This window comes from Methylomonas koyamae (assembly GCF_001644025.1).
Lineage (GTDB): Bacteria > Pseudomonadota > Gammaproteobacteria > Methylococcales > Methylomonadaceae > Methylomonas > Methylomonas koyamae_A.
The window spans coordinates 21,699-46,603 of the sequence record NZ_LUUK01000002.1 but is presented as its reverse complement, the minus strand read 5'-3'; the positions used below and the strand labels follow the sequence as shown (position 1 = coordinate 46,603).

24 protein-coding genes are annotated in these 24,905 nt (G+C 56.2%); 13 read left to right on the top strand and 11 right to left on the bottom strand.

Annotated features, from left to right (window positions below; translation table 11 throughout):
- Nucleotides 1-163 precede the first annotated feature (163 nt).
- From A1355_RS00250 to A1355_RS00235, 4 genes are all read left to right on the top strand, one after another.
- A complete protein-coding gene (locus A1355_RS00250; RefSeq protein ID WP_157197679.1) occupies nt 164-1,678 on the top strand; it encodes a hypothetical protein in 1,515 nt (504 codons plus the stop codon).
- Nucleotides 1,679-1,741: 63 nt separating this feature from the next.
- On the top strand, nt 1,742-1,933 hold the full coding sequence (locus A1355_RS00245) for a hypothetical protein (protein ID WP_064023898.1): 192 nt from the start codon (nt 1,742-1,744) through the stop codon (nt 1,931-1,933).
- Between the two features lie 26 nt (nt 1,934-1,959).
- Complete coding sequence (locus A1355_RS00240; RefSeq protein ID WP_064023897.1) at nt 1,960-3,216, top strand: right-handed parallel beta-helix repeat-containing protein; 1,257 nt, start codon at nt 1,960-1,962, stop codon at nt 3,214-3,216.
- A gap of 6 nt (nt 3,217-3,222) precedes the next feature.
- Nucleotides 3,223-3,744, top strand: a complete 522-nt coding sequence (locus tag A1355_RS00235) for an AAA family ATPase (protein ID WP_064023896.1) — start codon at nt 3,223-3,225, stop codon at nt 3,742-3,744.
- Between the two features lie 336 nt (nt 3,745-4,080).
- Here A1355_RS00235 and A1355_RS00230 read toward each other — a convergent pair whose 3' ends face one another.
- Complete coding sequence (locus A1355_RS00230) at nt 4,081-5,082, bottom strand: helix-turn-helix domain-containing protein (RefSeq protein ID WP_064023895.1); 1,002 nt, start codon at nt 5,080-5,082, stop codon at nt 4,081-4,083.
- A gap of 394 nt (nt 5,083-5,476) precedes the next feature.
- Between A1355_RS00230 and A1355_RS00225 the strand changes: the two genes are divergently transcribed.
- Nucleotides 5,477-6,022 (top strand): flavodoxin, encoded by a 546-nt coding sequence (locus A1355_RS00225; protein WP_064023894.1) that lies wholly within the window; start codon nt 5,477-5,479, stop codon nt 6,020-6,022.
- A gap of 129 nt (nt 6,023-6,151) precedes the next feature.
- Nucleotides 6,152-6,835 (top strand): FHA domain-containing protein, encoded by a 684-nt coding sequence (locus A1355_RS00220; protein ID WP_064023893.1) that lies wholly within the window; start codon nt 6,152-6,154, stop codon nt 6,833-6,835.
- A gap of 7 nt (nt 6,836-6,842) precedes the next feature.
- Here the strand turns inward: A1355_RS00220 and A1355_RS00215 are convergent, their stop codons facing one another.
- Nucleotides 6,843-7,670: a PP2C family protein-serine/threonine phosphatase gene (locus tag A1355_RS00215; protein ID WP_197471664.1), complete on the bottom strand. Its 828-nt coding sequence runs from the start codon at nt 7,668-7,670 to the stop codon at nt 6,843-6,845.
- Between the two features lie 226 nt (nt 7,671-7,896).
- Here A1355_RS00215 and A1355_RS00210 point away from each other — a divergent pair, with 226 nt between their 5' ends.
- The 4 genes from A1355_RS00210 (at nt 7,897) to A1355_RS00195 (ending at nt 9,945) form a co-directional block, all read left to right on the top strand.
- Nucleotides 7,897-8,379: a VOC family protein gene (locus A1355_RS00210; RefSeq protein WP_064023891.1), complete on the top strand. Its 483-nt coding sequence runs from the start codon at nt 7,897-7,899 to the stop codon at nt 8,377-8,379.
- Between the two features lie 7 nt (nt 8,380-8,386).
- Nucleotides 8,387-8,860, top strand: a complete 474-nt coding sequence (locus tag A1355_RS00205) for a VOC family protein (protein WP_064023890.1) — start codon at nt 8,387-8,389, stop codon at nt 8,858-8,860.
- A gap of 86 nt (nt 8,861-8,946) precedes the next feature.
- Complete coding sequence (locus A1355_RS00200; protein WP_064023889.1) at nt 8,947-9,447, top strand: SRPBCC family protein; 501 nt, start codon at nt 8,947-8,949, stop codon at nt 9,445-9,447.
- Between the two features lie 96 nt (nt 9,448-9,543).
- Nucleotides 9,544-9,945, top strand: coding sequence for a VOC family protein (locus A1355_RS00195; RefSeq protein ID WP_064023888.1), 402 nt, complete (start codon nt 9,544-9,546; stop codon nt 9,943-9,945).
- Between the two features lie 242 nt (nt 9,946-10,187).
- On the opposite strand, the gene A1355_RS00190 is transcribed toward A1355_RS00195, so the two are convergent.
- Nucleotides 10,188-10,982: a hypothetical protein gene (locus tag A1355_RS00190; protein WP_157197678.1), complete on the bottom strand. Its 795-nt coding sequence runs from the start codon at nt 10,980-10,982 to the stop codon at nt 10,188-10,190.
- A 620-nt stretch (nt 10,983-11,602) separates the two neighbouring features.
- Here A1355_RS00190 and A1355_RS00185 point away from each other — a divergent pair.
- Nucleotides 11,603-12,139 carry a J domain-containing protein gene (locus A1355_RS00185; RefSeq protein ID WP_064023886.1) on the top strand — a complete coding sequence of 179 codons (537 nt, stop codon included), beginning with the start codon at nt 11,603-11,605 and terminating at the stop codon, nt 12,137-12,139.
- Between the two features lie 148 nt (nt 12,140-12,287).
- On the opposite strand, the gene A1355_RS00180 is transcribed toward A1355_RS00185, so the two are convergent.
- Nucleotides 12,288-12,857 carry a hypothetical protein gene (locus A1355_RS00180; RefSeq protein WP_064023885.1) on the bottom strand — a complete coding sequence of 190 codons (570 nt, stop codon included), beginning with the start codon at nt 12,855-12,857 and terminating at the stop codon, nt 12,288-12,290.
- A gap of 354 nt (nt 12,858-13,211) precedes the next feature.
- On the opposite strand from A1355_RS00180, the gene A1355_RS00175 reads away from it, so the two are divergent.
- Together A1355_RS00175 and A1355_RS00170 are read left to right on the top strand one after the other, a co-directional pair.
- Nucleotides 13,212-14,066, top strand: a complete 855-nt coding sequence (locus A1355_RS00175) for a ribonuclease T2 family protein (protein WP_064023884.1) — start codon at nt 13,212-13,214, stop codon at nt 14,064-14,066.
- A gap of 214 nt (nt 14,067-14,280) precedes the next feature.
- Nucleotides 14,281-15,261 (top strand): dienelactone hydrolase family protein, encoded by a 981-nt coding sequence (locus tag A1355_RS00170; protein ID WP_157197677.1) that lies wholly within the window; start codon nt 14,281-14,283, stop codon nt 15,259-15,261.
- Between the two features lie 343 nt (nt 15,262-15,604).
- On the opposite strand, the gene A1355_RS00165 is transcribed toward A1355_RS00170, so the two are convergent.
- The 7 genes from A1355_RS00165 to A1355_RS00140 all read right to left on the bottom strand — a co-directional run bounded on the left by A1355_RS00165 (nt 15,605) and on the right by A1355_RS00140 (nt 24,895).
- Entirely contained in the window at nt 15,605-16,147 is a 543-nt protein-coding gene (locus tag A1355_RS00165) for a flavin reductase family protein (RefSeq protein WP_064023882.1), read from the bottom strand.
- 268 nt (nt 16,148-16,415) lie between these two features.
- Nucleotides 16,416-16,985, bottom strand: a complete 570-nt coding sequence (locus A1355_RS00160) for a hypothetical protein (RefSeq protein ID WP_064023881.1) — start codon at nt 16,983-16,985, stop codon at nt 16,416-16,418.
- Between the two features lie 196 nt (nt 16,986-17,181).
- Nucleotides 17,182-18,114, bottom strand: coding sequence for a DUF4238 domain-containing protein (locus A1355_RS00155; protein ID WP_082885265.1), 933 nt, complete (start codon nt 18,112-18,114; stop codon nt 17,182-17,184).
- A gap of 192 nt (nt 18,115-18,306) precedes the next feature.
- The gene (locus A1355_RS24195) at nt 18,307-18,714 is read right to left on the bottom strand and encodes a hypothetical protein (protein WP_197471663.1); all 408 of its coding nucleotides are present in this window, start codon (nt 18,712-18,714) and stop codon (nt 18,307-18,309) included.
- A 534-nt stretch (nt 18,715-19,248) separates the two neighbouring features.
- Nucleotides 19,249-22,353, bottom strand: coding sequence for an efflux RND transporter permease subunit (locus A1355_RS00150; RefSeq protein ID WP_064023879.1), 3,105 nt, complete (start codon nt 22,351-22,353; stop codon nt 19,249-19,251).
- Nucleotides 22,350-23,516, bottom strand: coding sequence for an efflux RND transporter periplasmic adaptor subunit (locus A1355_RS00145; RefSeq protein ID WP_064023878.1), 1,167 nt, complete (start codon nt 23,514-23,516; stop codon nt 22,350-22,352). The genes A1355_RS00150 and A1355_RS00145 overlap by 4 nt, the downstream gene beginning before the upstream one ends.
- Entirely contained in the window at nt 23,513-24,895 is a 1,383-nt protein-coding gene (locus A1355_RS00140) for an efflux transporter outer membrane subunit (protein ID WP_331710090.1), read from the bottom strand. Before A1355_RS00140 ends, A1355_RS00145 begins: the two co-directional genes overlap by 4 nt.
- Nucleotides 24,896-24,905: the final 10 nt, after the last annotated feature.

The window sequence follows — 24,905 nt, the reverse complement described above, 5'->3', positions numbered from 1 at the left end:
CTGAATGTCTAAAGTTGAGTTAAATAGTAACGAACGGGAACAACTGAATTTTTTGGAGGCGTCTTCAGACGAGGGGTTGATCGCCGGAATTTTTAATGTAGCATCGCAGGTCGCTTCCTTCACAAAGAATCCGAGCGTAAATAGTTTTTCGATTCTGGACAGTGTGTTCTCCACGGCAGCCGCATACGACAAGGCATCGTCCGAGTTGGCAGGTATTAAGGCCGGCTACGACCGTAGAGCTCAGGAATGGGCTCACCAACTGGCAACGGCACAGCAAGATCAGGCCATTAGCCTGAACCAGGTTAATTTGGCAAAGGATCGATTCGAGATCGTGAAAATGAATAAGGAGATTGCCGAAAGTCAACAAGAGCATGCGCGTCAGATGGTGAATTTCCTTAATCAAAAATTTACCGGCGTAGAACTCTACCGGTGGATGGCTCAAGTTTTACAACGGGTGTACGCATATTTTCTGCAACAAGCTACCGCGACCGCGCGGTTAGCCGAAACTCAGTTGCGCTTCGAGCGGCAGCAAGCGTTGCCGGTATTTATTCAAACCGATTACTGGCAATTGTCAGGCGACGGCGGTAACAGTCAGTCCGGCGACCAGCGCGGTATGACCGGTTCGGTTCGGTTGTTACAGGATATTACCGAACTCGACCAATATGCCTTCCTGAGCAACAGCCGTAAATTGCAAATGAGCAAAACGTTTTCGCTGGCTGCCCTTTCCCCGATCGAGTTTCAACGTTTCAAGGATAGCGGCGTTATGCGCTTCAATACCGCGATGGCGTTGTTCGATCGGGATTTCCCCGGCCACTATTTGCGTCTGATCCGTCAAGTTCGCACCAGCGTGGTGGCGCTGATCCCGCCGATGACGGGTATTCACGCTACGTTAACCAATCTGGGTGTTTCCCGCATTGTTGTCGATGACGGCGGATTTCGGCCGATAGAAGTGCATCACGGGATGCAGTCGGTAGCGCTGACCGGCGCGGTTAATGCGACCGGGGTATTCGAACTCAATCAACAGCCGGAATTTTTGATGCCGTTCGAATCGGTTGGCGTCGATACCTTTTGGGAACTGCGCATGCCCAAGGCGGCTAACCCCTTCGATTTCACCACCATCGGCGACGTGTTGGTCACGTTGGATTACACCGCGTTGGATAGCTGGCAATACCGCAAGCAGGTCATTCAAAGCCTGCCTACCGATTTCGGTGCCGACCGTTCGTTCGGCTTGCGCGATCAATTCCCGGACCTTTGGTACGACTTGAATCGTGCCGATCAGGCAGCGACACCCAATATCGTGCAGTGGGATATCGCAAAAAGTGATTTTCCGGCGAACGCGCTGGACGTGTCGATATCGCAGCTGGTGCTGTACTTCGTGGGTAAGGATGGCTTGGTCTTGCCGGAACTGCCGATCAAATTTCTTGGCCTTGATAACGGCAATGCCGAATCGGTCGGCGGTGCGGCGACGGCGGTTGCCGGTATCGCCAGCAGCCGGCGCGGCAATGCCGCGAGTTGGTTGGCGTTGCAGGGTAAGTCGCCGGTCGGACGTTGGCATTTGGATCTTAGCGATCGGCTGGCGGACGGGCGTTTAGTCAGTCAGTTGATAGCCGACGAGTCCATCGCCGATATCTTGTTTGTCGTCAGCTACACGGCCCGTTACCCCGCATGGCCCGCGTAACTGAAGACCGGCGCTAAGCATTCGAACCATCGACTAGAAACCCTGTTATACGAGGTCCCGCTAATGTTAATAACCCCTTATTTTTCTTTATCTAAAACCGCTAACCAGGCCAATACCATTTACAAGCAGGCCAGCCCGTCGGTATTGGTGCATTTGTTTGCCGAAGCGAGTAAAGCGGCCGGACCGGTGGTGTATATTCCGGCGGGCCGATACCCCTTGACCGCACCGCTGGTCATCGAAGGAATAGACGATTAAACGTCATCGCCGAGCCCGGTAGTCTGTTGGATTATTCCGCCTATTCCGCCGACACTAGCCGGGTCGGCAACGAGACCGTCATCGGCAATCAAGCGGCCCGTAGTGCGTTGTACTTTAAAAACTGCGCGCGGCTCAAAGTCGTAGGATTAAGCACTACGGGCGATTCGACGAATTTCGTCGTCGAGGAAAATATTGGCGCCGGCATTTATTTACACGGGTGCGGCAATGCGAGAATCTCCCATTGCCAAAATTTTTACGGCGGTGCGTTGTTTATGCAGGATGCCGCGCCCGGCGATTTCGGCGCGGTTTTGGAAAATTGCTATTCGTTCGGTGCCAGGAACGCAACCACTCCGGGGCCTGGCACCACATTTTCGGGCTGTGTGTGGGAATTGCCGACCGATACCGCCTATGACCGTATCGGACCGCTGGGTTCCAGTGCCGCTTGTTACGCATGGGCCGGTCGCAGCCATTGTAAATGGCAGGGTTGTACCTTTAAAAACATTCGTCAGGCGGCGATTAAGATCAGCGGCAGCCACGATAACGTCTTCAATTCGATCGTCGATGCCAATCATTTTTTGGATTGCGGCGCGGCGTTGGTATACGGCGGCGATCAGGCGGGCGACGCCGATCATTACGGCTTGTTATTTACCAACAACGCTTGTCACAATTGCGCCACCAACCGAGCAGGCTGGCATCAAGACGCCGCGGTGGTCGTGTTCGGCAGCGCCATGAGTAAAATCCTGAACAATACCTTCTTGTATACCCGCGACCATTTGGGGATGCTCAATGGCGATTCGCTGGCCTCCGCCACGCGCGGAATTTTAGTTTCCCGGTATAGCGCCGCCAGTCCGGAAGTGACCGGGGTCGAAATCGCCAATAATGCATTCCTGACCAAACTGCATAAAAATACCGCAAACAGCAACGACGAGTCGGCGAGCTCGCCGGGAAATGTCATTAATCAATGTATTTATGTCGAATCGGCTAGAGGCGTTTCCATTCACCATAATCATTTTCAAAATCAGCAAATCGGCATTTTTTCCAATAGCAATATTGGCTTGCTCGAGGAATCCAATCAAGCCGACAATACGATCATTTTCTCGCAAGGGTTTTCGAATATTACGCCGATTTATCGAAATAATTCTTTACTACCAGGACAATTTACATCGGAACACAGTCAATTGACTTCGCAGTCGGATAGTTATCCGACACTGGAGGACAACTACCAATTGCGTGAAACGGCGGGCCAAGGCGATAAAATTCCGATGACTCAAACACTCGTTTAAGCCAAAATGGCAAAGGTATCTTTAATAGAAGGTCCGGTGGGCGCTGGGAAATCGACATATTCCAAATCGCTGGCGGCCGAAACGAATGGTATTTATATTGCGCTGGACGAATGGTTCACGTTGCTGTTCGGTCCGGATAGACCGGACGCGGAAGTTGTAACCTGGTATCTCGAACGGAAAGACCGAGTATTGAATCTGATTTGGAAGCACGCTGGCGCCTTATTGGCTTCCGGCATCGACGTTGTGTTGGAGTTAGGTTTGATCCAGCGCGCCGACCGGCAAGCGTTTTATCGGCGCATTGTCGAAAACGGCTTTGATTTACGGGTGTTTGTACTGAGTACGCCGGAAAACATCCGACGCCGGCGAGTGCAACAGCGAAATGTCGAGAGAGGCGCCACCTTTTTCATGGTCGTCAGCGACGAGGTTTTCGATCTGGCCAACCGATTATGGGAGCCGCCAGACGAAAGGGAGACTAGCGAGTATTGCCTTGAGTTCGTAAGCTATCACAGCGCTGTGCCGGAAGTTTAACCGCGACCAATACTTTTGGCGAATTTAAAATTCGAGTGCTATTGTTATGGCGATAGCGAGTATTTCACTATTCACATACGCAAAATAATCGATGTCGCTTTCCAACGCTACATCGAAGTTCATGTAGCTATGGCGTTCGAACGTTTTGAGAGTTATGGCGTCGGAAAATAACTCGATAATATTGCAATTTTTCAATTGAAATTGGATGCGATTTAAACCATCCAGTCAGCCTTTCCTCGGAATCAGGTCACGCTGAATGGTGGATGTTCAATATCGCGTAGATATTGATCCAATATTTCAATTCAACGAAGATTTTATCAGCAAAGCCTATTAAATTTATCGGGGTTTATCGATTGATTTGCTTGGCGTCGCCTGAGTCCGAGATCGAAAATCGTTTGGCGTCTCGCCGAATCGGCGACGAAATTGACGGTAAAAATAGGAAACATCGTTAAATCCTGAGTGCAGCGCAATATCGGTTATACTCAGCTGGCGATAAATAGGCGAAGTTAACATTCTCGCGGCACATTCCAATCGGAGACGATTGAGAATTTGAGTGACGCTTTCATTGTTTTCGTTGAGTAAGGCATATAAATAGCGTTTGGATATTTTCAAGGCGGTAGCAATATCGGCCACCGACAAGCCGGGTTGCCGAAAATGTTTTTCGATGTAGTCCGTCACCGCAGCCTTACGGGCCGCTCGAACGCCGATCGAACCGTGATCATCCTGGCTGCAGCTACCGCACAAAAACGCCACGATGTCCAACACGTGTTCACCAACCAATCGATTGAGGTCGATGTCGCGTCCCAACTCTTGCAAATCAAGCATCCGGAGATAATTAACCAACAACGTGAGTACTTCCCTGTTTTCGAACGGCCGCATGAGCAGACTTTCCGCTTTCGGGACTCGGCACAAAAACTCGCTCCGGGGTAGGCACAAACTCATTTGGAATTGATGGTCTCCGGGCGCGGCGGGAGCCAATTCGCCATTCAGAGGCTGACCGAAATCCACTAAAGCAGCCCTGTCCTGATGCAATAACATTCGGGTCTTACCTTGGCTTATTTCCAGTTTTCCGTTCACGCAGAGCGGCAACGCGAAGCCATCCAATCCGTCGTGCGCGATATTTTGTTGGTTTCTATCGAAAAGCATCGCGGTACTGAGGTTAGTAGCCAAGCTCACCGCGCCCAGTGCGCGAAAACTTGCCTTGGTATAGAACGGACGGACGTCGCAATGCCGCATGTCGAATCCGGCCATTTCCTTGGCAAAGGTTTCCCGCCACACGTCGAAGCGAGTGTTTTCGGGAAGTTCGGCACTGGAGTACAGGATTGCGTTATTGGTCATGGCGGCATGCGCGGCTTGCTCCGGGGATACTCTGAACGCCGGAGCTCGGTGTCGGGGGCGGATAGTTTACCGCCGGACGGAACACGATGAACACTAGATTTTCCTATGGTTCCTCTGCTTCCGAGTCTTTGAATGCGGTTATTTCTCGAAAGTTTGTCGCAAACGGAGCCCGCTGTCGGATCGATTGTTGTCAAAATGACCAGCAATCGCCTCATGCAGCACTTGCTTAGCGCAAATCGACGCTTTAGATATAGCGGCCGCCGGCTCCGCCAATCGCTTGATTCTAAAAGATCTCCGGGCTTAAACGTCTCCGGCGGGCGCGACTAGCCTTCCAAGACCGAGGCTGGTTTAAATTTTGCTTTGCTGAACGTAGACAGCTAATTGGGGTTTGAAGATGAACAAGATTGGAATTTTCTACGGGACCGAAAAAGGCATGACGGAGATGATGGCGCAAGTGATGTACCGTGTGCTGGGCGATGAGATTGCCAGCGAGCCGGTCAACGTTAATCGGGCAACGGTCGGGCAATTGCTCGGCTATAAGGCCTTGATCTTAGGCATGCCGAGTTATGGCGTCGGCGAAATCCCCGGCCGGACCACCGGCAGCGAGGAAGGCAACTGGGAAGAGTTTTTATACCGTTTGGATGAGGTCGATCTGTCCGGCAAGCGTGTCGCGCTATTCGGCCTGGGCAATCAGCAAAAGTACTATGCCCGCTTTGCCGGTTCCCTGATTCATTTGTATCACTACGTCGCGGGCTACGGTGCCGAAGTGGTCGGTGCCTGGAGCACGGAGGGCTATCAATTCACCCATTCCAACTCCGTGGTCAACGGTAAATTTGTCGGGTTGGTGTTGGACCACCATACCCAACCAGAAATGACCAAGAGCCGTATTCTGGATTGGCTGGATCAAATCAAGCCCGCCTTGCTGGAGAAGCTGAATTAGGGGGCCATGCACCAATAGTGTCTGCTCGCCAGAAACAAAGCATTAGGCAATACAAATAAAAACTGACTTTTCCGCGACTCCGGCCAATACTTGTGACGTTTGCGTCATTCAATCCGAGGAGTCGAAGGCATGAGTTTTGTCGAGATTTACTTTAACAGCTCGCTGCAAAACGTGGTCGAAATCGGCGATCAGGCTTGCAGCATCGGCCGGGCCAGCTATAACCACGTTTCGATTGGCAATAAGGGCGTTTCGCTGGTGCATGCCGCGATCTCCAAACAAGGCGACGCCTGGTGGTTGGAGGATATGAACAGCACCAACGGCACTTATTTGAACGGAAAAAAGATCGAAGGCCGGCAACGACTTCAATTCGGCGACGTCATCACCTTGGGCAAGCACGAATTAAAATTCGTGGCTCAACCCAACGCCGCCAACAGCGGTATTGGCCAGACGCAAGCCGACGATTTCGACCGAACCTTGCTGGTGAATCCCGCGTCCGGCGCGGCCGGCAATGCGCCAAGAACCGGCGATTACGCGTTGCTGATGCGCGGCGAGGCCCGCAACATCAATAAGCTGCTGTTAAACCGGGATTACTATTCGATCGGCAAGGGGACGCAATGCAACGTTCGGGTGGGCGGCTGGTTTACGCCCAAGTTGATCGCCGAAATCATCCGCCTCGGCGACCATTATTATTTGACCCCGGTCGTCAAAAAGCACATCCGGTTGAATGGCCGGGCGGTCGGGCATCAGGTCCGCTTGAGCAACGACGACAATATCGCGATCAAACAGGTGTTGTTGAAGTTCGTCGAGCAATGACGCACGCTCATTGGCACAGCAAAATTACTGAGATGTTGTCGGTTCCGCCGTTGGCGTTGGCGGCATCGATCAACGCACCGGCCTTGGCCGGCAGATTGTCGGGGGTTAATCCGCCCAATAGGTCCGCGATTTCGCCATCCTCCAGCATGCCGGTCAGACCGTCGGAACACAGCAGGAAGCTGTCGCCGGCGGCAAACTCCACCAGTTGCACATCCGGGACTATCGCCGGCTTGGGGCCGATGGCCTGATAAAGCCGGTTGGCGGGCGGCGCTTCGCCGGTCCGGCCGGTGTCCTGCCACTGCCGGTACAGCGAGTGGTCCTTGGTCAATGCTTGCAAAGCGTTGCCGCGCAGCCGATACAAGCGGCTATCGCCGACGTGAAAAACCTGCATTTTCGCCGACCCGCGCGTCAACCGGCAACCGACCAGCGTGGTGCCTATCCCGCAGCCCTCCGCCGCGCCTCGGGCCTGATTGTCGCGATATAAGGTCCGATTGGCTTCCCTAATTATGTCCGCCAGCAAATCCAGTTGCCGTTCCAGGCTATCCCGATCCGCTCCGTCGCGGCGCTTGAACCAACGCTCAAACCAGCTCGGCGCGAATGGCTCGGCGGCGGCCGGCAAATAGCGGCCGATCAAATCGTTGACGCTGGCGACCACTTGCCGGCTGGCGACATCGCCCTGACCGTGCCCGCCCATGCCGTCGGCCAGCAAGCACAAGCCGGCGGCGGCATTTATCGAGATCGCATCCTCGTTCGCCGCCCGCGCCAGACCGGGGTCGCTGAGTCCGTAGGCGTAATAACTTTCCAACAAGCGCGTCACCGTCATTAGGGTTTCCATCGTTAAATTACCGGGCGAGATAGCAGTCGCGTTAGAGTATGGCGTAAAGTGCATCTCGATATTGAAAAGTGGCCGCAACCCACCGACTTGTCAAGCCTTGGAGCGCCAGCCTGGCTTACAGGTCGGACACGAGCCGTTCGCAAATTTTTTCCGGGTGTTGTCGATTTCCGTCAAGCGGGTTCGACTAGTCAACGCAAACCCTTTTATCCCAACCAGGAGTCATACGATGAGCAAGCCAGTCAACCCCATTCCCGACGGTTACCAAAGCGTCACGCCCTATCTGACCGTCGAAGACGCCGCGGCGGCGTTGACGTTTTACCAACAAGCCTTCGGCGCGCTGGAATTCATGCGGCTGACGATGCCGGGCGGCAAAATCGGCCATGCCGAGTTCACGATCGGCATCTCGCATTTCATGATTTCCGACGAATATCCGAACGCCGGTTCGACGTCTCCAACGAAATTGGGCGGTACGGCGGTCAAGCTGCATTTGTACGTTGACGATGTCGATGCCAGCTTCGCCCAGGCCGTCGCGGCCGGCGCCGTCCCGGCCATGCCGCCGGCCGATCAGTTCTGGGGCGACCGGATGGGCGTGCTGATCGATCCGTTTGGCCATCAGTGGATGTTGGCGACCCACGTCGAAGACGTCGAGGCTAGCGAATTCCAGTCGCGCATGGACGCGATGTTCGCCGGCCACGGCGATTGTGAGTGAAACGACGATGGCTACGATCACACCGTTTTTATGGTTCGACGATCAAGCCGAACAGGCGATGAATTTCTACTTGTCCGTGTTTGCAGAGGCCAGGGTGCTGAATGTCAACCGCTACCCTGCCGGGGCGCCGTTGCCGGAAGGTACGCTGATGACCGCCAGCTTCGAGCTGAACGGTCTGGCTTTCGTCGCGTTGAACGGCGGGCCGATGTTCTCGTTCAATCAGGCGATCTCCTTCGTCATTAACTGCGAATCCCAACAGGAAGTCGATGACTACTGGGAAAAACTGTCAGCGGAAGGTCAGCCCGGCCAATGCGGTTGGTTGACCGACCGGTTCGGCGTACCTTGGCAAATCGCGCCAACCGCGCTCGGCCGCTTGCTTAGCGACCCCGATTCGGGCAAAGCCGCCAGAGTCATGCAGGCCATGCTGCGGATGAGCAAAATCGACATCGCCACGCTGGAGCGCGCCGCCGCGGATGCTTGAAGCGTCGGAGATCCGTGACTGAGAGACCGCCAGCCCAGTTCGGCCGGCGTGCCTCGCTTTTTAATATTTTTAATGGGAGAAACCCGATGACCGATTTAGATCCGCGACTCGACCTGACATTCGAACGCATCACCGACCTTCCTAAGGACAAAATCTGGCAAGCGTGGACCGTGCCCGCGCATGTGCTGCCCTGGTTTTGCCCGCTGCCGTGGAAAACCGTGGCCTGCGAAATCGATTTAAAGCCCGGCGGCGCGTTTCGGACCACGATGCGCTCGCCGGAGGGCGAGGAATTTCCGCATCTCGGTACTTATTTGGACATCGTCGAAAACCGCCGCTTGGTTTGGACCAATGCGTTGTTGCCCGGCTTTCGGCCGAAACGGTTCAGCGCCGGGGATGAGCCTGCGGCCTGCGGCGACTTTGCGATGACCGGCATTATCGAGCTCAGCGATCACCCGCAAGGCACGCTCTACAAAGCCACGGTGTTGCACGCCGATGTCGCCGGCCGCGATCAGCACGCCGCGATGGGTTTCGAGGACGGTTGGGGCAAGGCCTTCGAACAATTGGTGGCGTACATGAAAAGTGGCTGATGCGGGTTAGTTTTGCCGCTAGAATTTATCAGTGCCGAATGTTTCCGGCTCAGGCAGATTCAGCCTCCTTTTTCAAACATCATCCAGGAATCCAATATGAGCAATCCCACGTTACGTCACGGTACATTTAGCTGGTGCGAATTGTTAACCACCGATCCGGCAGCCGCGAAAGACTTTTATGCCAACTTGTTCGACTGGACGCTGGAGCCGGCGCCGAACGCACCGCCCGGCGTCGATTATTCGGTTGCCAAGCTCGACGGCGAACCGGTGGCCGGGATGATGGCCATTCCGCCCGGCGCGGCCGGCATGCCGCCGCATTGGGGGAGTTACATCACCGTGAACGATGTCGACGCCACCGTGGCGCGGGCTACCGCACTGGGTGCCAGCGTGTGCGTGCCGCCGCAGGATATTCCCAAGCTGGGCCGCTTCAGTATGTTGCAAGACCCGCAAGGCGCGGTGTTCGGCATTATCAGCTATTTGCCGACGCATTGCGGGTAAGCGCGGTCGGCATCAAGGTAGCCCGCCAATCAACAGCGTCGGTTTTCAAGGTATGCCGGAGCAGTCCGGCACCGTTCGATGGCTATCCACACGTAAAGCTTACGATGGCGTTGGGATATTCCATTCAGCCTCTTCGATCCATGTTGTACAGGTGGACTTCCAAGGCAGGGGCGGAATAACCCGGCTCGCCGGGATCGTAGCATCCAACGACACGGGCTAGGCGCTCCGGTAATCCAATCGATTTACGCGATGCGACGTCGGCTTAGCGAAGCACCGGCCAGGCCGATCAAGCCGGAAACAAAGGGCCATACCGCGGCGGGCAAAGGTACGCTGGGGACGTTGGTTGAACCGGCGATTGCCGCGCTGCTAGCCGCTTGGGCGTAAAAACTGTAGGTCTCGCCGTCGGCAACCACGACCGGCAGGTAGAGCGTACCGGTTTTTCGTTCGGAATGCGCAAGGCCACTCGGGGACGCCGGGAACAGTAACTCGTAGGCGAGATGGTTGCTGTTGCTGGATGCGGTGGCTTTAGCGGCGCCCAAGGTGGCGCTGGCGGTCGCGTTAGAGCTCGGTGAGTAGCCATCCGGGTAAAAGTCGATGGCTAACGAATACGTCACCGAAAACAGAATCAAGCCGTTGCCGGACACGGTGAATTCGCCGTGCCGAATCGCCGAGGCGGTCGCGCTGCTGCCGCCGGTCGGGTTCACGTCGCTGGCGTTGGCCGAAATGGCGTCCGCGGCGATTTCAGCCCATGCCTGAGTCGATGAGTCACCGGCGCTCGATAGCGAACCGGTCCCCCAGTCAGGCACAAAATCGGTTTGTGAAAGATCCGGCCCGGAGGTGATGGCCGAGGTACTGGCCGAATAACTGCTGTCTATCCAGGTCAGCATCGGCGTGCCGGCGCCCAGACTGATCGTGGAAACCGAAAACGTACTCCAGTCTAGCGACGCGCCGGCGGAGGCCGAGGCCGAGGCCGCGAGCGCGGTGTTTGACAGACATGGAATGGATAATGCCAAGATTAACCAATTAGCGTGGCGCATGATTTTCTCCTTAAATAACTGTGGGAATAACTTTTCGCGGATCAAGCCGATTTTGGATTTCACCGGCAATTGGCAAGCAATAATAAATCCGGTTGATGCCTGACTTGCAGGCGGCTGTTTTATAAAGAATTTTTCCTATCGATAACTCCCTTTAAAAAACTACTGTAAAAAAAATCGACGTATATTTGCCGCTGTGCACGTAATCCTAAAATCCCATTCGAAGGACTCCCGTTTGGCGATTTATTATTAAGGGAAAGCGGAGGACACCAACGGTAATCCGCCGAATATTCAGTGGCGCCGTAAACTCGGTTCCGAGTCTTATGCCGCGAGTTTTTTGACGGCCGATCAATTTCGCCCATTGTGCCGTTGGCTAAGCGGTGCCGACGCCAGGAATTCGCTCCAGCCGTTTGCCTCGGCAACCGGCTTGTTTCAAAACCCACAGTCTGTCGGCATTTCGGTGCCGGATAGGCGGCTAAGTACGGAATGCCGAAACCGGCGAATTGGCGTTAAAACGCCGTCAAGCCAGGTTTGGCGGGCATCCAGCGAAGGTCAATCGGCTTGGTATTTATCTTGCAGCTTTACCGAAACATTCTTGTTAATTCGCCAATCAGGTAAAGACCATGCATCAAAATCCGTGGCCGGAGGAAGAAGAACTTTGGGTGATTTGGAATGGCTCGCTCGGCATCGTGGATACCGTGACCATCGGCCAAGTCGAAGCCGGTCCGCTGGGTAAGAGCGCTTGGCTGGAGGAACCGTACGACATGGTCGGTCCGTTTGATCTTGACTGGTTGGAGGCCAACGGCTGGATAGACTTCGAAGCCTGTACGGTAATGTCCCGGCAAAAATGGCGGGAGGATCAAGTGGCGCTGCGCCGGGAATCGTTAAAGCTGCGCCGCGCGGCTCAGGAAAGACTGTACGAGTACCAGGCCCGTCACAATCAGAGCCGTTTTCGATATCCGGGGCAGGACCGTACGCTCGGTGACCAGCGGCATCGGGAGACCCTGAACCTGCCGCTCGAAGGTGTGCTGGAGGCCGCGCAAATTAAAGCCGCGTTTCGCCGGCTCGCCCAAAAGACCCATCCCGATGTCGGCGGCAGCCACGAACAATTCATTCGTATTACCGAAGCACGTAACGCCTTGCTGGAACGCGCTTCGTGAACCAATCCAATGCGGATGATAAAAACGCGGGCCGCGTTCGCCTAACCGGCTTAACCCGGCAGGCTATCGAGATACGGTTCGCGGCTAAAACATCTTCAAGACTGAAGTTTGCCGAGGGTAGCGCCGCCGTTACTATTAAAAGCGTAGCTTAGCCATGGGTACTGAAACGGCTGGAATGTTCTTCGTCGTCAAAAATCGGCTCGCCTCTGCCCATCAGCGACTTTTTGCCCAGCGCGACGAAATTGATCAGGCGCACGGCCGTCTCATCGGCGATTTTCAATTGCTCCAGCGTTGCTTGCAGTAGCTCCAAAGCCACGTCGTAAACGTCGTCCACCGGCTGCAATCGCAGAAAGTGAGAATGCGCCGGGCAAAGCAAGGTCAAGCGCGGCGTGCCGTCGTCGTCGCCGACGATATTGCCGTTCATCAGCGCGCCTAGAAACGCGAAATCGCGATTGTTGACTAAACTCGGTTTGGCGTTGCCTCGGGCAAAGGCCGCGGTAAACGCCTCGTCCGCCAGCCTGGACAAGGTTGCCGGATCGACGGTCTGGTTTGCCAGCAATGCGCGCATCAGGTTCTTCAACGACGCGATCTGGTCGGCGATCGGCCGGTCGTAAAAATAACGGTTAATGCGGAAATCGTCGCGCATTTTGGCGAACCAGACTTCGACCAATTCGGCCAGTATGTGGTCGTCCAAATTAAATTTTAAAGAGTTACTCATGTTCTCCCCCTATCGGCTGAAAAAACTACCAAGGCACTCCGCAGCCATTCTCATGGCCGAGCTGAAGTGTAACGCTAGCCGGTGTTAAAGGCTAACCGCCCGTTTCGCGTCGTCTAACCCGGCTAGCGAACGGTAACTTTCCCGCGATGGCCCGGCCTGGGGTCTAAACTGACAGCGGCTAGTATGCCGCGAGATTTTGATTTGGATAGAACGCCGACCGCTCGCGCCGGGCCGATCCGCCGATTGGTGGGTTAAAGTCTTCATTTTGTCACAGTATTCGCGGCATAATCAGTCTAGCGCGCGTCGTCCCGTGCGCGCCGGCTTAACCCTGATAACGCCCCCTGAGGAGTGTCCATGTCCCTAACCAAATTGTTTGCCGCGGTTTGCCTGGCGCTGGTCGCCGTCCTCGCCCATGCCGACTGCGTCGATCCGAAAGATACTTACGAGTCTTACAATGTGGTCGCCGATCCAACCCAAGACCGGCCGTCGGAGTTCTATGTTTTGTCTTATTCCTGGGCCCCGAGCTATTGTGCCCAGAAGGGAGGGCAACGCCGTCCGGGCCAAAAAGACTATCTGCAATGCGGCGGCAAGGCCCACTTCGGCTACATCCTGCACGGACTCTGGCCACAAGGCAGCGTGGTCAAACCCAATGACTACCCGCGCGCCTGCGGCGGCGACCAGCCCAAAATCGACCGGGCGCTGCTGGCGAAATATTTCTGCATGACGCCCAGCGTGTGGTTGTTGCAGCACGAATTCGAGAACCACGGCACCTGCATGATCGATCAACATCTGCGCACGCCGGAGGCCTATTTCGATAAAGCCCTGACGCTGCATAACGCATTGCATCTGCCGAGTCGGCAAATGACCAACGAAGCTCAGGGCAAGGCTTGGTTCGTGCTACACAATCCGCAACTGCCCGAGGACAGCGTTTACTTCGACCGCGAGGCCAAGGAATGGCGGATTTGCTACGACCGCGACTTCGCCCCGTTTGCCTGTCCCAGGCCCGGCGAGCAACCGGGAGGCCAGTCCGGCAACGGCGATGCCAACGCCTGCCCGGTCAAGGGCAATATCTCGGCCAAGCATCGCAAACTCTACTTCGAACCCAGCCATCCGACCTATGCCAGCGTGGTCATCGACTTCAGCAAAGGCGAACGCTGCTTCGATAACGTCGAACAGGCGCTTGCGGCGGGCTGGAAAAAGGCGCCGTGATTTTTTCTAGGCTTTCAACCAGCGCCTATCGAACGGAACATCTTGAGGGTTAACAAATTGCGCAGTCCATGAAAAACGTGTGCAAATTTCACGTGCCATTCTCGAGTGTCTTACTATTTGGTCACTAAACTTGGTGAATGGGCGATTATTGCTATACTCGATTGCGAATTAGGTTGACGCCTAGTCATCGGTCTGAGTTTTAGCCGATAATTTATTGAAAATCCAATTTCAAGTGAGGACCACAATGAGGAAATATCTGCACATTTTATTGGCTGGCATTGTTTTGTTGAGTATTACCAGCGCTGCTCTGGCTGATAACGACGCGCGTTGTGGCGAGGACGGCAAGCCACGAATCGAGTTTGTTGAATTGGAATCCATCAAATTGGCATTTAATCCCAGCATACCGGGCGGAGTTGTCGATCAAGGACCGCTTACCGTAAAAGGTAAGCTGATGCTACCGGCCGAGCAACGCTGCCGTTCAAAAAAACACCGGTTTCCCGCTGTCGTGATCCTTCACGGGTCTAGCGGCATTGATTCGCGTGGCGATTTTTACGCTACCGAACTTAATGAAGGCGGTATTGCTACGTTGGAAATTGACATGTGGGAAGCCCGTGGAGTCTCATCGGCGGCTAATCGTCCAGCATTGCCCATTCTGACCTACCCTGACGCGTTTGCCGCGTTAGAGTTCTTGAGTCAGCTGCCCTATATAGATCCAGATCGCATTGGTGTGTTGGGCTTTTCCTGGGGAGGGGTTATGACCATGGCTAGCGCTACTGAGGTGGTTTCTCAAAGATATGGTGCTGACCTTAGATTTGCAGCTCATGTAGCAAACTATCCCGTATGTTATGGCTATAACAACCCAAGCCTTCCGTATTTCAGTTTTGGTGGACAAGCCGGTAATCCTCTAACCGGAGCCCCAATAATGATTCAAATTGGAGAGATGGACGGCTACGACGAAAGTCCGGCACCCTGCGAAACACTGAAAGCCAGTTTAACCAACGACGAACAAGCGATCATCAATGTGGTCAGTTATCCTGGCTCCGAACACGCTTGGGATAGACTTATGGTGCCGATCACTGTGTCCGATAGCTTTGCCCATCTTGGGCTGGGCGGCGTGGTTAATTTGACGCCGAATGTTGAACAAGCTTATATAGCCCGACAAAAAACGGTTCGTTTTTTCCAACGAAACCTATAGGTCCGAACCTGCCAAGGCCGCGAGTTGACCATACTTCGCCAAGTCATTTAGCCCTTGTGAGAAATATCGCCGTCAATTTTTACTCCGAAAGCCGTTGAGCGCTATCCGGAGGTGCCAATGTTGGAAAGCTCTCGGTCGCCGCTAAAGCCTCTGCTACGCGCAGTTTTTTCATTCTCCGGGACGAAACTCATCTGTCGGTAACTCTGAACGTCACTCCGGGAGCAAGGCCTTCGTCGAGACGAAGGCCTTGCTCCCACCGAATGCTCTGCATGGGCCAGGGCGAGGACACCTTTGCGGGCCGGCAGAGAGGCTTACTGAAGCTCATAGCCGCCCGGATGGGCGATCAGATACCTTCGGGCAATTTCGCCGCCATCATTTCCCGCCGATCCAGTTTTATGCCGTCGGCAACGAAACTGCCGTCGCCGACTGCGTGCAGGGTGCGGCGTTCCGCGCGTTCGTCGTCCAGGTAAGCGGCCAGCCCTTCCAGCACGACGATGTTATGGCGTTCGACGATGTCGATCACCCGGCATTCGATGTTCGCTAAGCATTCTTGGATTAAAGGCGCCGCGACGAGCTGGCCGCGTAGGGCGGTCAAACCGAATTTGGCGAATTTGTCGGTATCGCTGCCCGAGCAAATGCCTATGCCGACCACCCGGTCGAGCAAGTCCAGCGTCGGAATCGCCAGCACACAGGCCTTGGTGTCGCGAAGCGCTTGATAGGAATGGTTCCACGGCCCGGTCGCGATTGCAAATTTGGGCGAGAAGTCCAGCACCATGGTCCAGGAAACAGTCATCACGTTGTCGCGCCGGCCGTCGTTGGTCGTCACCCACACCACCGGGCCGGGTTCGATCAACGTGAAGGCTTGGTTGAGGGGCAGGGTTTTCATCCGGCTAGACTCCGAAAGGGGCGCCGGTAAAGCCGTCACAGCTTCACAAGCGGTCGTGATGCATCGCGTACCACGGGTACCGGCATAAGCTTATCACCGTAGCGAAGCCGGAAACAACGCGGTAGGTTCGTACTGGTTGGTATTGCGTAGCCTCGATGCAGTGTTAGCGGAATCGAGGGTGTCGGCGGTTCTGTCACGAGACTAACATCGGCGACTTGCAGGGGGGATGTCTTCGAATCCTCGATTCCATCGAGGCTATTTTCTTGGCTTATTCAGACAACAGTTTTCGGTATTCTTCCAGGGATTTTTGTTCTAAAACAAAAATTGCGATTTTTTCGTCCTTATCTTGCAATTTGGTTTTATAAGGAAAACTTACTCGAATGGCTTGTGGAAAAGTCGGTACTGAACGAAATTTTATTTCCCGATTATTTGTTTCTAATGGTATGGGTTGAGCATTCACACGAAGTGTGCCTACATAAAATGGGGAATAAGTCATGCCGCCATTCTGTTTTTCCCAACCCGGAACTCGACGATTATCGATCCAGTGAACCCATCGGTCGTTGATTTTAAGCTCGATATCGCAAAAAGGATCGAAACCTTTGTGCGGTGGAGTCGTTGCGTCATATTTGGGAGGCAAGAATATTGGGTTTTTGCCTTTGTTTGAGACCTCAAATGAGTATACAACAAGTTTGTCCCTCGGGTAATACTTCATATTGATGACTACGCCAATCTCGTCATTGTCAATCTCGTTTATTTCATTAAGATATACGTTAGCATTTGCGGCATATAGAAAACAAAAAAATAGCGCAATCGCTAAGGGAAATTGAAGCGCTCGCATAATTGATCTCCTAAGTTGGAAAGGTCGTAAGGCGTAATCGTAGGGCGTCAATAGGCGAAGCCGTATTGCGCCGCATGTTGGCTTTTAATCATTCGGCGCATTACGCTATCGCTAATGCGCCGTACGCGGGCTTAGGGTGTCTGCGGTAGCGGGTCGGGGGTTGAGCGAGGGGTTAGGCGTCACCGTAAATCGCTTCCTACTCTCGAGTGGGATCGTAGGTGACTTGGACGCGTCCGTTCACCATGTGCCGGCCGATGTTTTTTGGTGCGGGTTTGCCGAAATTGGCTGCTATGAATCCCGTTGGAGGTGCTTGTCTCGTGAAGACAAATCGTCTTGCAATGCCCAGCATTATCCGATTTTGGCGAGATACGCCCTGATTGGTAGATTCTCCAACCAATGCGCGATGCAGCGTGTCAATGTGAGGTATTGGGAAGACCTGAATGGCTATGTCTGGCGTCAAGGGCGCGTGAATGTCAAATGGAATTCCGGACTCAGTAAGCCAGGGCTCTTGAATGGAAAGGCCGCCATCGGCGTAAATGTACTCGTTCGTCCCAACTCGTTTGGTAATCATGAGTTCGGCTCGGCTGATGGCGTTTGTGTAGGTTTCGTAGATCGTAAGCATGTTGGCTAACGCTCGCTCACGAACGAGGCGGGTGTCGGAGTCGGCTTGGGCATGGAAGCGCTGTAGCTTTCCCAGATACTGCGGGTGGCGAACGAGCAGGGCTGCCAGGTACCTTGCAGTTAACGTTCGTATCTCTTGCGGTAAGACGATTTCCTCAAAGTAGTCGTTGACGCGAAATCCAAGCTCGCGTGTCGTTTTTGCTTTGGCGGGATCTCCTCGAAATGGCCGTCGTCGCGTGTTGTCTGGGTCCAAAAAGTGCTCGATGATTCTTGTGGATGGGCCATCGATTTCTTTTGCAAACCACTCTTCAATTGCAGTGTCTTTTTGCCCATCCTCGTCGAAGCGAGTATACAGCTCCGACTCAACGGCTATGTTCACTGGACTAGCTTTGAAAGTTGTACCATCGCGACGTGTGATGTGAACAAGGCCTTTTGTATCAGTCCAATGTCTTGACTGCGACATAGGCCACCAGTGGTGTCGTTTTGGTTTTGATTCGCCGGTACTCATGAGCTTGTTCTAAGGCCGTAAGGCGTAATCGTAGGGCGTCAATAGGCGAAGCCGTATTGCGCCGCATGTTGGCTTTTAATTATTCGGCGCATTACGCTATCGCTAATGCGCCCTACGCGGGCTTTAGCCATAAAATGGAGCGTAGCGGAATGGCGAAAATGCAACTTAAAAACCATCAGTTTGATTACTTTGTTAGCTATTTTTTGGAACTTCATATTCAATATTTAGCATTCTAGCGTCAGATGCAATTAGGTCATAACGAGCTACAAATGTATGGATTTTCTTTCGGTCTTTATCGTATGTTAAACACCACGCGCCACATGCATTACCAATAACTTTAATCAGTGAATATAAATTGTAATAACCAGTGTTCGTTTGATCCAGCTTTACGTCTGGGTGAAGTTCACCAACATAGGCAACCAAGGCGCGCGTTTTTCCGGAAGCCACCCTTCTTGACTTCAAGTTACTCATATGAAGCAATGAGTTTCTGTGCTCCCACAACTCTTCTGCTGTGACTCCTAGAGATTGAATGTCTGAATATTCTTTGAGCCACTTTATAAACGTATTTTCTGGAATTTCGCCATATTCAATATGGCTCATGGAGTCAATTGCGACTACCAGCAACTTCGAGGCCGAAACGTAATGCTTTGCGTTGAATAGTATTCTCACAGGCTGAAAAAATCGTCATTTAGCAGTCGAGTAAAATCAAAACCTTGATCACTAAAATACTTGCCAAAATAATCAACAGACACTCTCGCTCCTGCCATAGCTAACTAGTTATTAGATAGTTTCCATATATCCACTAAAACCGATCCACGAAACGATAGTTTATTGATAAGCATGGGAGTTTTCGTTCCGTACATCATTGAAACCAAGTAAATAGGTTAGGTCTACATCCAATGTCGTTGGATTGACCGTTCGTCCTGAGCCTGTAGAAGGGCGAATGCTTAAGCCGTTCATGGTATGACAAGCTCTCGGCAACTGCTCTTGCGTTGCTCCACCTCCCGCATCCATGCTGTCGACCACGAACGGCTTAACTTAACTGGATTGGGTCTACATCAACTTGCCGGCATTGAATCAAATTGAACAATAGGCTGCAACCGCGCGTAGTGTCGGTTCGTAGCGCCCCCCAACTCACCTCTCCCCCAACAACGCATAACACGCCGGGGTCAAAATCAAGCTGGCGGCCATGCCGATCAGCAGGCCGGCGGACAGCGACAGCGTCATCGGGATCAGGAATTGGGCTTGGGGGCTGGTTTCCAGCAGGGTGGGCAGGAAGCCGGCGAAGTTGGTCAGGAAGGCTAGCAAAATGGGTCGGAAGCGGGAGCAGCAGGCTTCTGCGATCAACACGTCCACCGGCCGCTGGTCGCCGTCGTGCTGGCGCAGATAGTCCAGCAACACCAGGCTGTCGTTAACGACCACGCCGCTCGCGGCGATCATGCCGACCAAGGATTCCATCGATAGCGGCAGGCCGGCCGCCCAGTGGGCCAGCACCGCGCCGCACCAGGCCACCGGCGCCGCCAGCAGAAAGATCAGCGGTTTGGCGTAGGAGCGAAACGGCACCGCGATCAACGCGTAGATCACCAACAGCGCGATCAGCGTGTTTTTGCCGAATGCGGCCAGCAACTCTTTCTGCTCTTGGCGTTGCTGGCCGATTTTAACGTTCAGGCCGGGAAAGCGGTTTTCCAGCGTCGGGAAGACGTCGCGTTCCAGCACCGCGTAGACTTCGTTGGCGTCGGCCACGGTCGGATCGACCCTGGCCTGGACTTTCAGTACTCGTTGCCGGTCCTCGCGAATGATGCGGGCGTAGCCTTGCAGCACTTCGACGTCGGCCAAGCTCGCCAGCGGCGCGCTGGCACCGTTGGGCAGCCGTACCGGTTGGGCTTGTAGTTGCTCCAGCGAGCGGCGCTCGCGCAACGGAAAACGCACCATCACCTTGACTTCCTTGCGGCCGCGCATGAAGCGATGCACTTCCTCGCCGTAATAGCCGTTGCGGACCTGCTCGGCCAGTTGTTCCAGGCGCATGCCCAGCCGTTCGGCCTCGGGCTTTAGCGTTAAGTGAATTTCCGGCTTGCCGGGCTCGCCGGAATCGATTACGTCGTACGCGCCGCGAAAGCCCTTGATTTGTTGCTTGAGTTGTTCGACCGCCGGGCCGAGTTGGGCCGGATTGTCGGCACCGACGGTCAGTTCCAGGTCGTAGGGTTCGTCGCCTTCCTTGAAAATGAAATCCACCTGGCCGATTTGAATGTCGCCGATGCGCTTGCGCCAGTCGCGGATGAAGTCCTCGACCTTGATGCGCTGGCGGCCCGCCGCCGACAATTCCAACCACAGTCCGCCGCCGTGTTCCCAGACGATGGTTTCGACGCCGACGATCACGCTATGCTCGGGATCGTGACCGCGTTTGCCGGCCGTGGGCGGCACGCCGTCCAGTTCGTCGCGCAATTCAAACAAGGCGTTTTCGACGCGGGTGGCCAGGGCTTGCGCCTCGCTGTAGGGCGCGCTTTGCGGCAGCCGGATCGAGACCCAAAAGCTGTCCTTGGACACGTCCGGATTGATCGATTGGCGGACCCGGTCGCTGGCGACCAAACCCCAGCAAATAATCAGCAGGGCCGCGAACAGCGCGACGGTCAGATAGCGCCAGCGCAAGGCCGCCGCCAGTAGCGGCCGGTACACCCGCTCGACCAAACGGTCCAGGCCGCCGTTCAGCCGCGCGCGCAGCCGGTGCAAGGCGTTGCCCGTGGTCGGCGCCTGTACCGGCGCGACCAGATGCGAGGGCAGAATCAGCAGCGCCTCGATCAGCGAAAACACCAGCGTCAGGATCATGATCAGACAGATCGGCCGCATCATTTGCCCGGCCCAACCCGGCAAATACAAGCCCGGCAGAAACGCGACCAACACGATCAACACCGACAGGGTCACCGGCAGCGCCACCGCGCGCACGCCGTTGACGGCGGCTTGCAGCGGGGTTTCGCCGCCTTCGATCTGGCGGCTGTGCACGCTTTCGCCGATGATGATCGCATCGTCGACCAACACGCCCATCGCCAGCAAAAAACCGAACAAGGACAGCATGTTCAGCGAAATATCCAGCGCCGGCATCAGCCAGAACGCGCCCAGTACCGACGTGAAAATACCGACGCCCGCCCACAAGGCTACCCGCACCCTTAGGAACAGCGTCAACACCAAACACACCAGCAAAAAGCCGCTCAGGCCGTCTTCGAGCAAGGTGCCGATGCGCTCGTCGTAGGCCTGGGAATCGTCCCACCAGCTAATCAGCCGTAAACCTTCCGGCAGACCGGCGCGGATGGCCTCGATTTCAGCCTTGACCTTGCGCGCCACCGCCACGCTGTCGCGCTCGGTGTGGATTTCCCAGCCCTGCGCGGTTTCGCCGTTGTGGCGCCAGTCGTACAAGCGTTCCTCCAGGCCGTCGCGGATCGTGGCAATCTGGTCCAGCCGCAGCCGGTTGCCGTCAGGCAGGGTCTTGACGATCAGCGCGCCGACCGCGTCGGCATCCTTGGCCCGACCAGCCACCCGCAACAACAATTCGCCGTCCGGATTGCGGATCAGGCCGCCGGGCAGATCGACCGACGCCGCCCGCACCGCTTGGGTGACTTCGTCCAGCGTCAATTGATATTTGCGCATTTGTTCCGGCGAGACTTCGATGCCGATTTCGTAAGCCCGTTCGCCGTAATTGCGCACCCGGCTGACGCCGGGGATGGTCGACAGCTGTTGCTGAATCCGGTCGCCGAACTGTTGCAATTTGAAGGCATCGGTGTCGCCGTGCAGCGCCACCCAGATCACGCCGTCGTCGTCCTTGCGGTCGGCCGGCAGTACGTCGATTTTTTCCAGTTGCTTGGGCAGACGCGGAATGGCTTGCACCCTGGCGCGCAACAAGGCCATCATTTGTTCGCGATCCCGGTCGGGGCGGATTTCGACCGACACCAGACAGGTATCGCCCTGGATTTCGCCGTGCAAATGCTTGATACCGGGCAAGTCCTGAATCGCTTCCTCGATCGGGATGCACACCGATTCCTCGACTTCGGACGGTCCCGCGCCGGGGAAGGTGGTGGCGATCTCGATCTGATGCGGACTGAAGCGGGGAAACACTTCCTTGTCGACGTCCAGCATGCCGATCACCCCGCCGGCCAGAATCAGCAGCATCAGCAGATTGGCCGCGACCGGGTTGCCGGCAAACCAGGCCAAGACCCCGCCCCGGCGGGCCGCGCCGTGCGAGCGGCTCATGGCCGTTCTGCCGAGACTTCGACCCGCATGCCGGCCACCGGCATCGGCATGTCCGAAACCACGATACGCTCGCCGGCGTTCAGGCCGGATTTGACGATGACCCGGCCGGGCTCGCCGCGCAGAAGCTCCACGTCGCGGAAGGTCAGGCGTTGTTCGGCATCGACCAGCTTGACTTGGCCCAGATTGTTCAAGGCGTTGCGCGGCACGGCGTACAGTCCGGCCCGAGCTACGCCTTCGATGTCGGCTTGCACGAACAAGCCGCTCAGCAGCGGCGCGGCGCCGTCGCGGCTGTTATCGGGTTGTTCGACCTGCGCGACTAGAAACAATTGGCCGCTGCTGCTGTCCAGTTCGGCTTCGCCGCGAACGATGCGCCCCCGCCAGGTTTGCGGCTGGCCAGCCACCTCGGCGCTCAAGGTCACCGCCGGCCATTGCCCGGTCCGGCCGGATAGGCCCAGCGGCAAATCCAGAAACGCGAGCTCGTTGATGCCGACCGGTAGCCGGATTTCGGCGATGTCGTTGGCGTAAATCCGGGCGATCGTCGCGCCGGCCGGCAGAAATTGGCCGCGGCCGACTTGCTTGTTCAGCACCCGGCCGGAAAACGGCGCGCGGATTTCGCAGCGGCTACGGTCCAGCTTGGCCTTGGCCAGATCGGCTTCGGCGGCCTGCAATTTGGCCTCGGCTTCGGCCAGCTGCGGTTTGCGCAAGGCCAGGTCGCTGGCTTCGCCCTCACCCAGCGCCTGCCATTCGCTACGGGCTTGCTCGGCCTGGGCGCGTTCGTTGATCAACACCCGTTTGGCTTCGGCGATCTTGGCTTGGGTCGCGACGATGGCGTAATCGTAGTCGCGCGGATCGATGCTCGCCAGCAGCTCGTCGGCCTTGAAGAAGCCGCCGGACACCAGGGCCTGGTGCATCTTCTCCACCTTGCCGGCGACTTGGGCGATCAAGTCGATGGCTTCGCGCGGCGCGACCACGCCTTGCGAATGCACGTTCAATTTCAAGGTTTGCGGCTCGGCTTTGATGACCTCGACACGCGGCACCGGCGGCTCGGCCGGCGCCGGCAGACTGCCGGGTCGCAACGCGATCATCGCCCAGGCCGCGCCGACCGCGGCGGTCAGCACCACGGCCGGCAAAATCAGTGGTAACCATCGGGATTTTTCGTTCACACCGGGCCGCCCAAGGCCAAATACAAGTTAATGCGATTGGTTAATAACTGCCGCCGCACCGCCAAATGCGCGCTTTGCGCGTTCAAAGTGCTGCGGTAGCTGTCCAACAAGGTCAGAATTTCGATCAAACCTTGCTGATAGGAATATACCGCCAACTTGCGGCTGGCTTCGGTTTGCTCGACCGCCTCGCGCAGCGCGCGTTCCTGGTCGCGCAGCCTGGCCTCGGCGGCCAATGCCTGTTCGACTTCGCGAAACGCGTTCAGCGCCACGCTTTGGTATTGCTGGTAGGCGTCGCGGACGCGGGCTTCGTTCAGGCGGATGTCGGCCTGCAAGCGGTCGCCGGTGAACAAGGGTTGGGCCAGACCGGCCGCCAAATTCCAGGCCGCCGAGCGTGGATCGACGATGTCGGCCAGGGCCGGCGTACTGGTGCCGCCGCTGCCGGTCAGCGTCACGCGCGGCAGCAAGGCTTTTTGCGCGCTTTCCAGCCGGGCGTCGGCGGCCGCCAAGCGTCGAAACGCGGCGGCGATATCGGGGCGGCGTGTCAGCAATTCCGCCGGCAGGCCGACCGCCAAGGCCTGGGGCGTTTCCGGCAAGGCCCGGCGGCCGGCCAATTCGCCGTCGGGGTAGCGGGCGATCAGACTCTGCAAGCGCTTGGCCAGAATCTGCACGCCGTTAAGCGCGCTGGCCGATTGCGCTTCGGCGTTGGCCAGATCGGTCAGGGCCAGACGCAAGTCCAAGCCGCGGGTCAGGCCGCGATTGAAGCGGCCGCGAATCAAATCGACGATCACTCTGCGATCCTTAACCGACTGGGCGGCGACTTCGGCTTGCCATTGCGCTTCCAGCCATTCGAAGTAGGTCTGGGCGATCGCGGCGGCCAGCGACAGGCGGGCGGCGGCGTAATCGGCGCCGGTCGCGTCGGCCTCGCGCTCCTGGCCGGTTTGGGCGGCCTTGATGCGGCCCCAGACGTCCAGCTCCCAGCTGGCGCTGAACAGCGCGCTGAAAGCGCCGGACTCCACCGATTGGCGGCCGTCGGCGTCGCCGCGCTGGTAGCCGGGAACGAAGGACAGTTGCGGCCAGCGACCGGAGCCGGCGATCACGGCTTGTTCGCGCGCGGCATCGACCCGCGCGGCGGCGGACAGCAGGTCGAAGTTCTCGGCCAGCCCCACCCGGATCAGCGCGTTCAGTTGCTCGTCGCCGAAACCGGCCAGCCATCCGGCTACCGGTTCCTGCACGCTCGCCGCTTCTCGCCATTGCGCGGGCACGGCCAAGGTCAACGCGGCCGGATCGCGTTCCGGCGCGGTTTCGCAAGCGCTTAGCACGCCGGCCAGACTGCCGACCAGCGCCGCGCGGCGGACATTGAATTTCGGTATTCGAATCAAGCGATGAGCG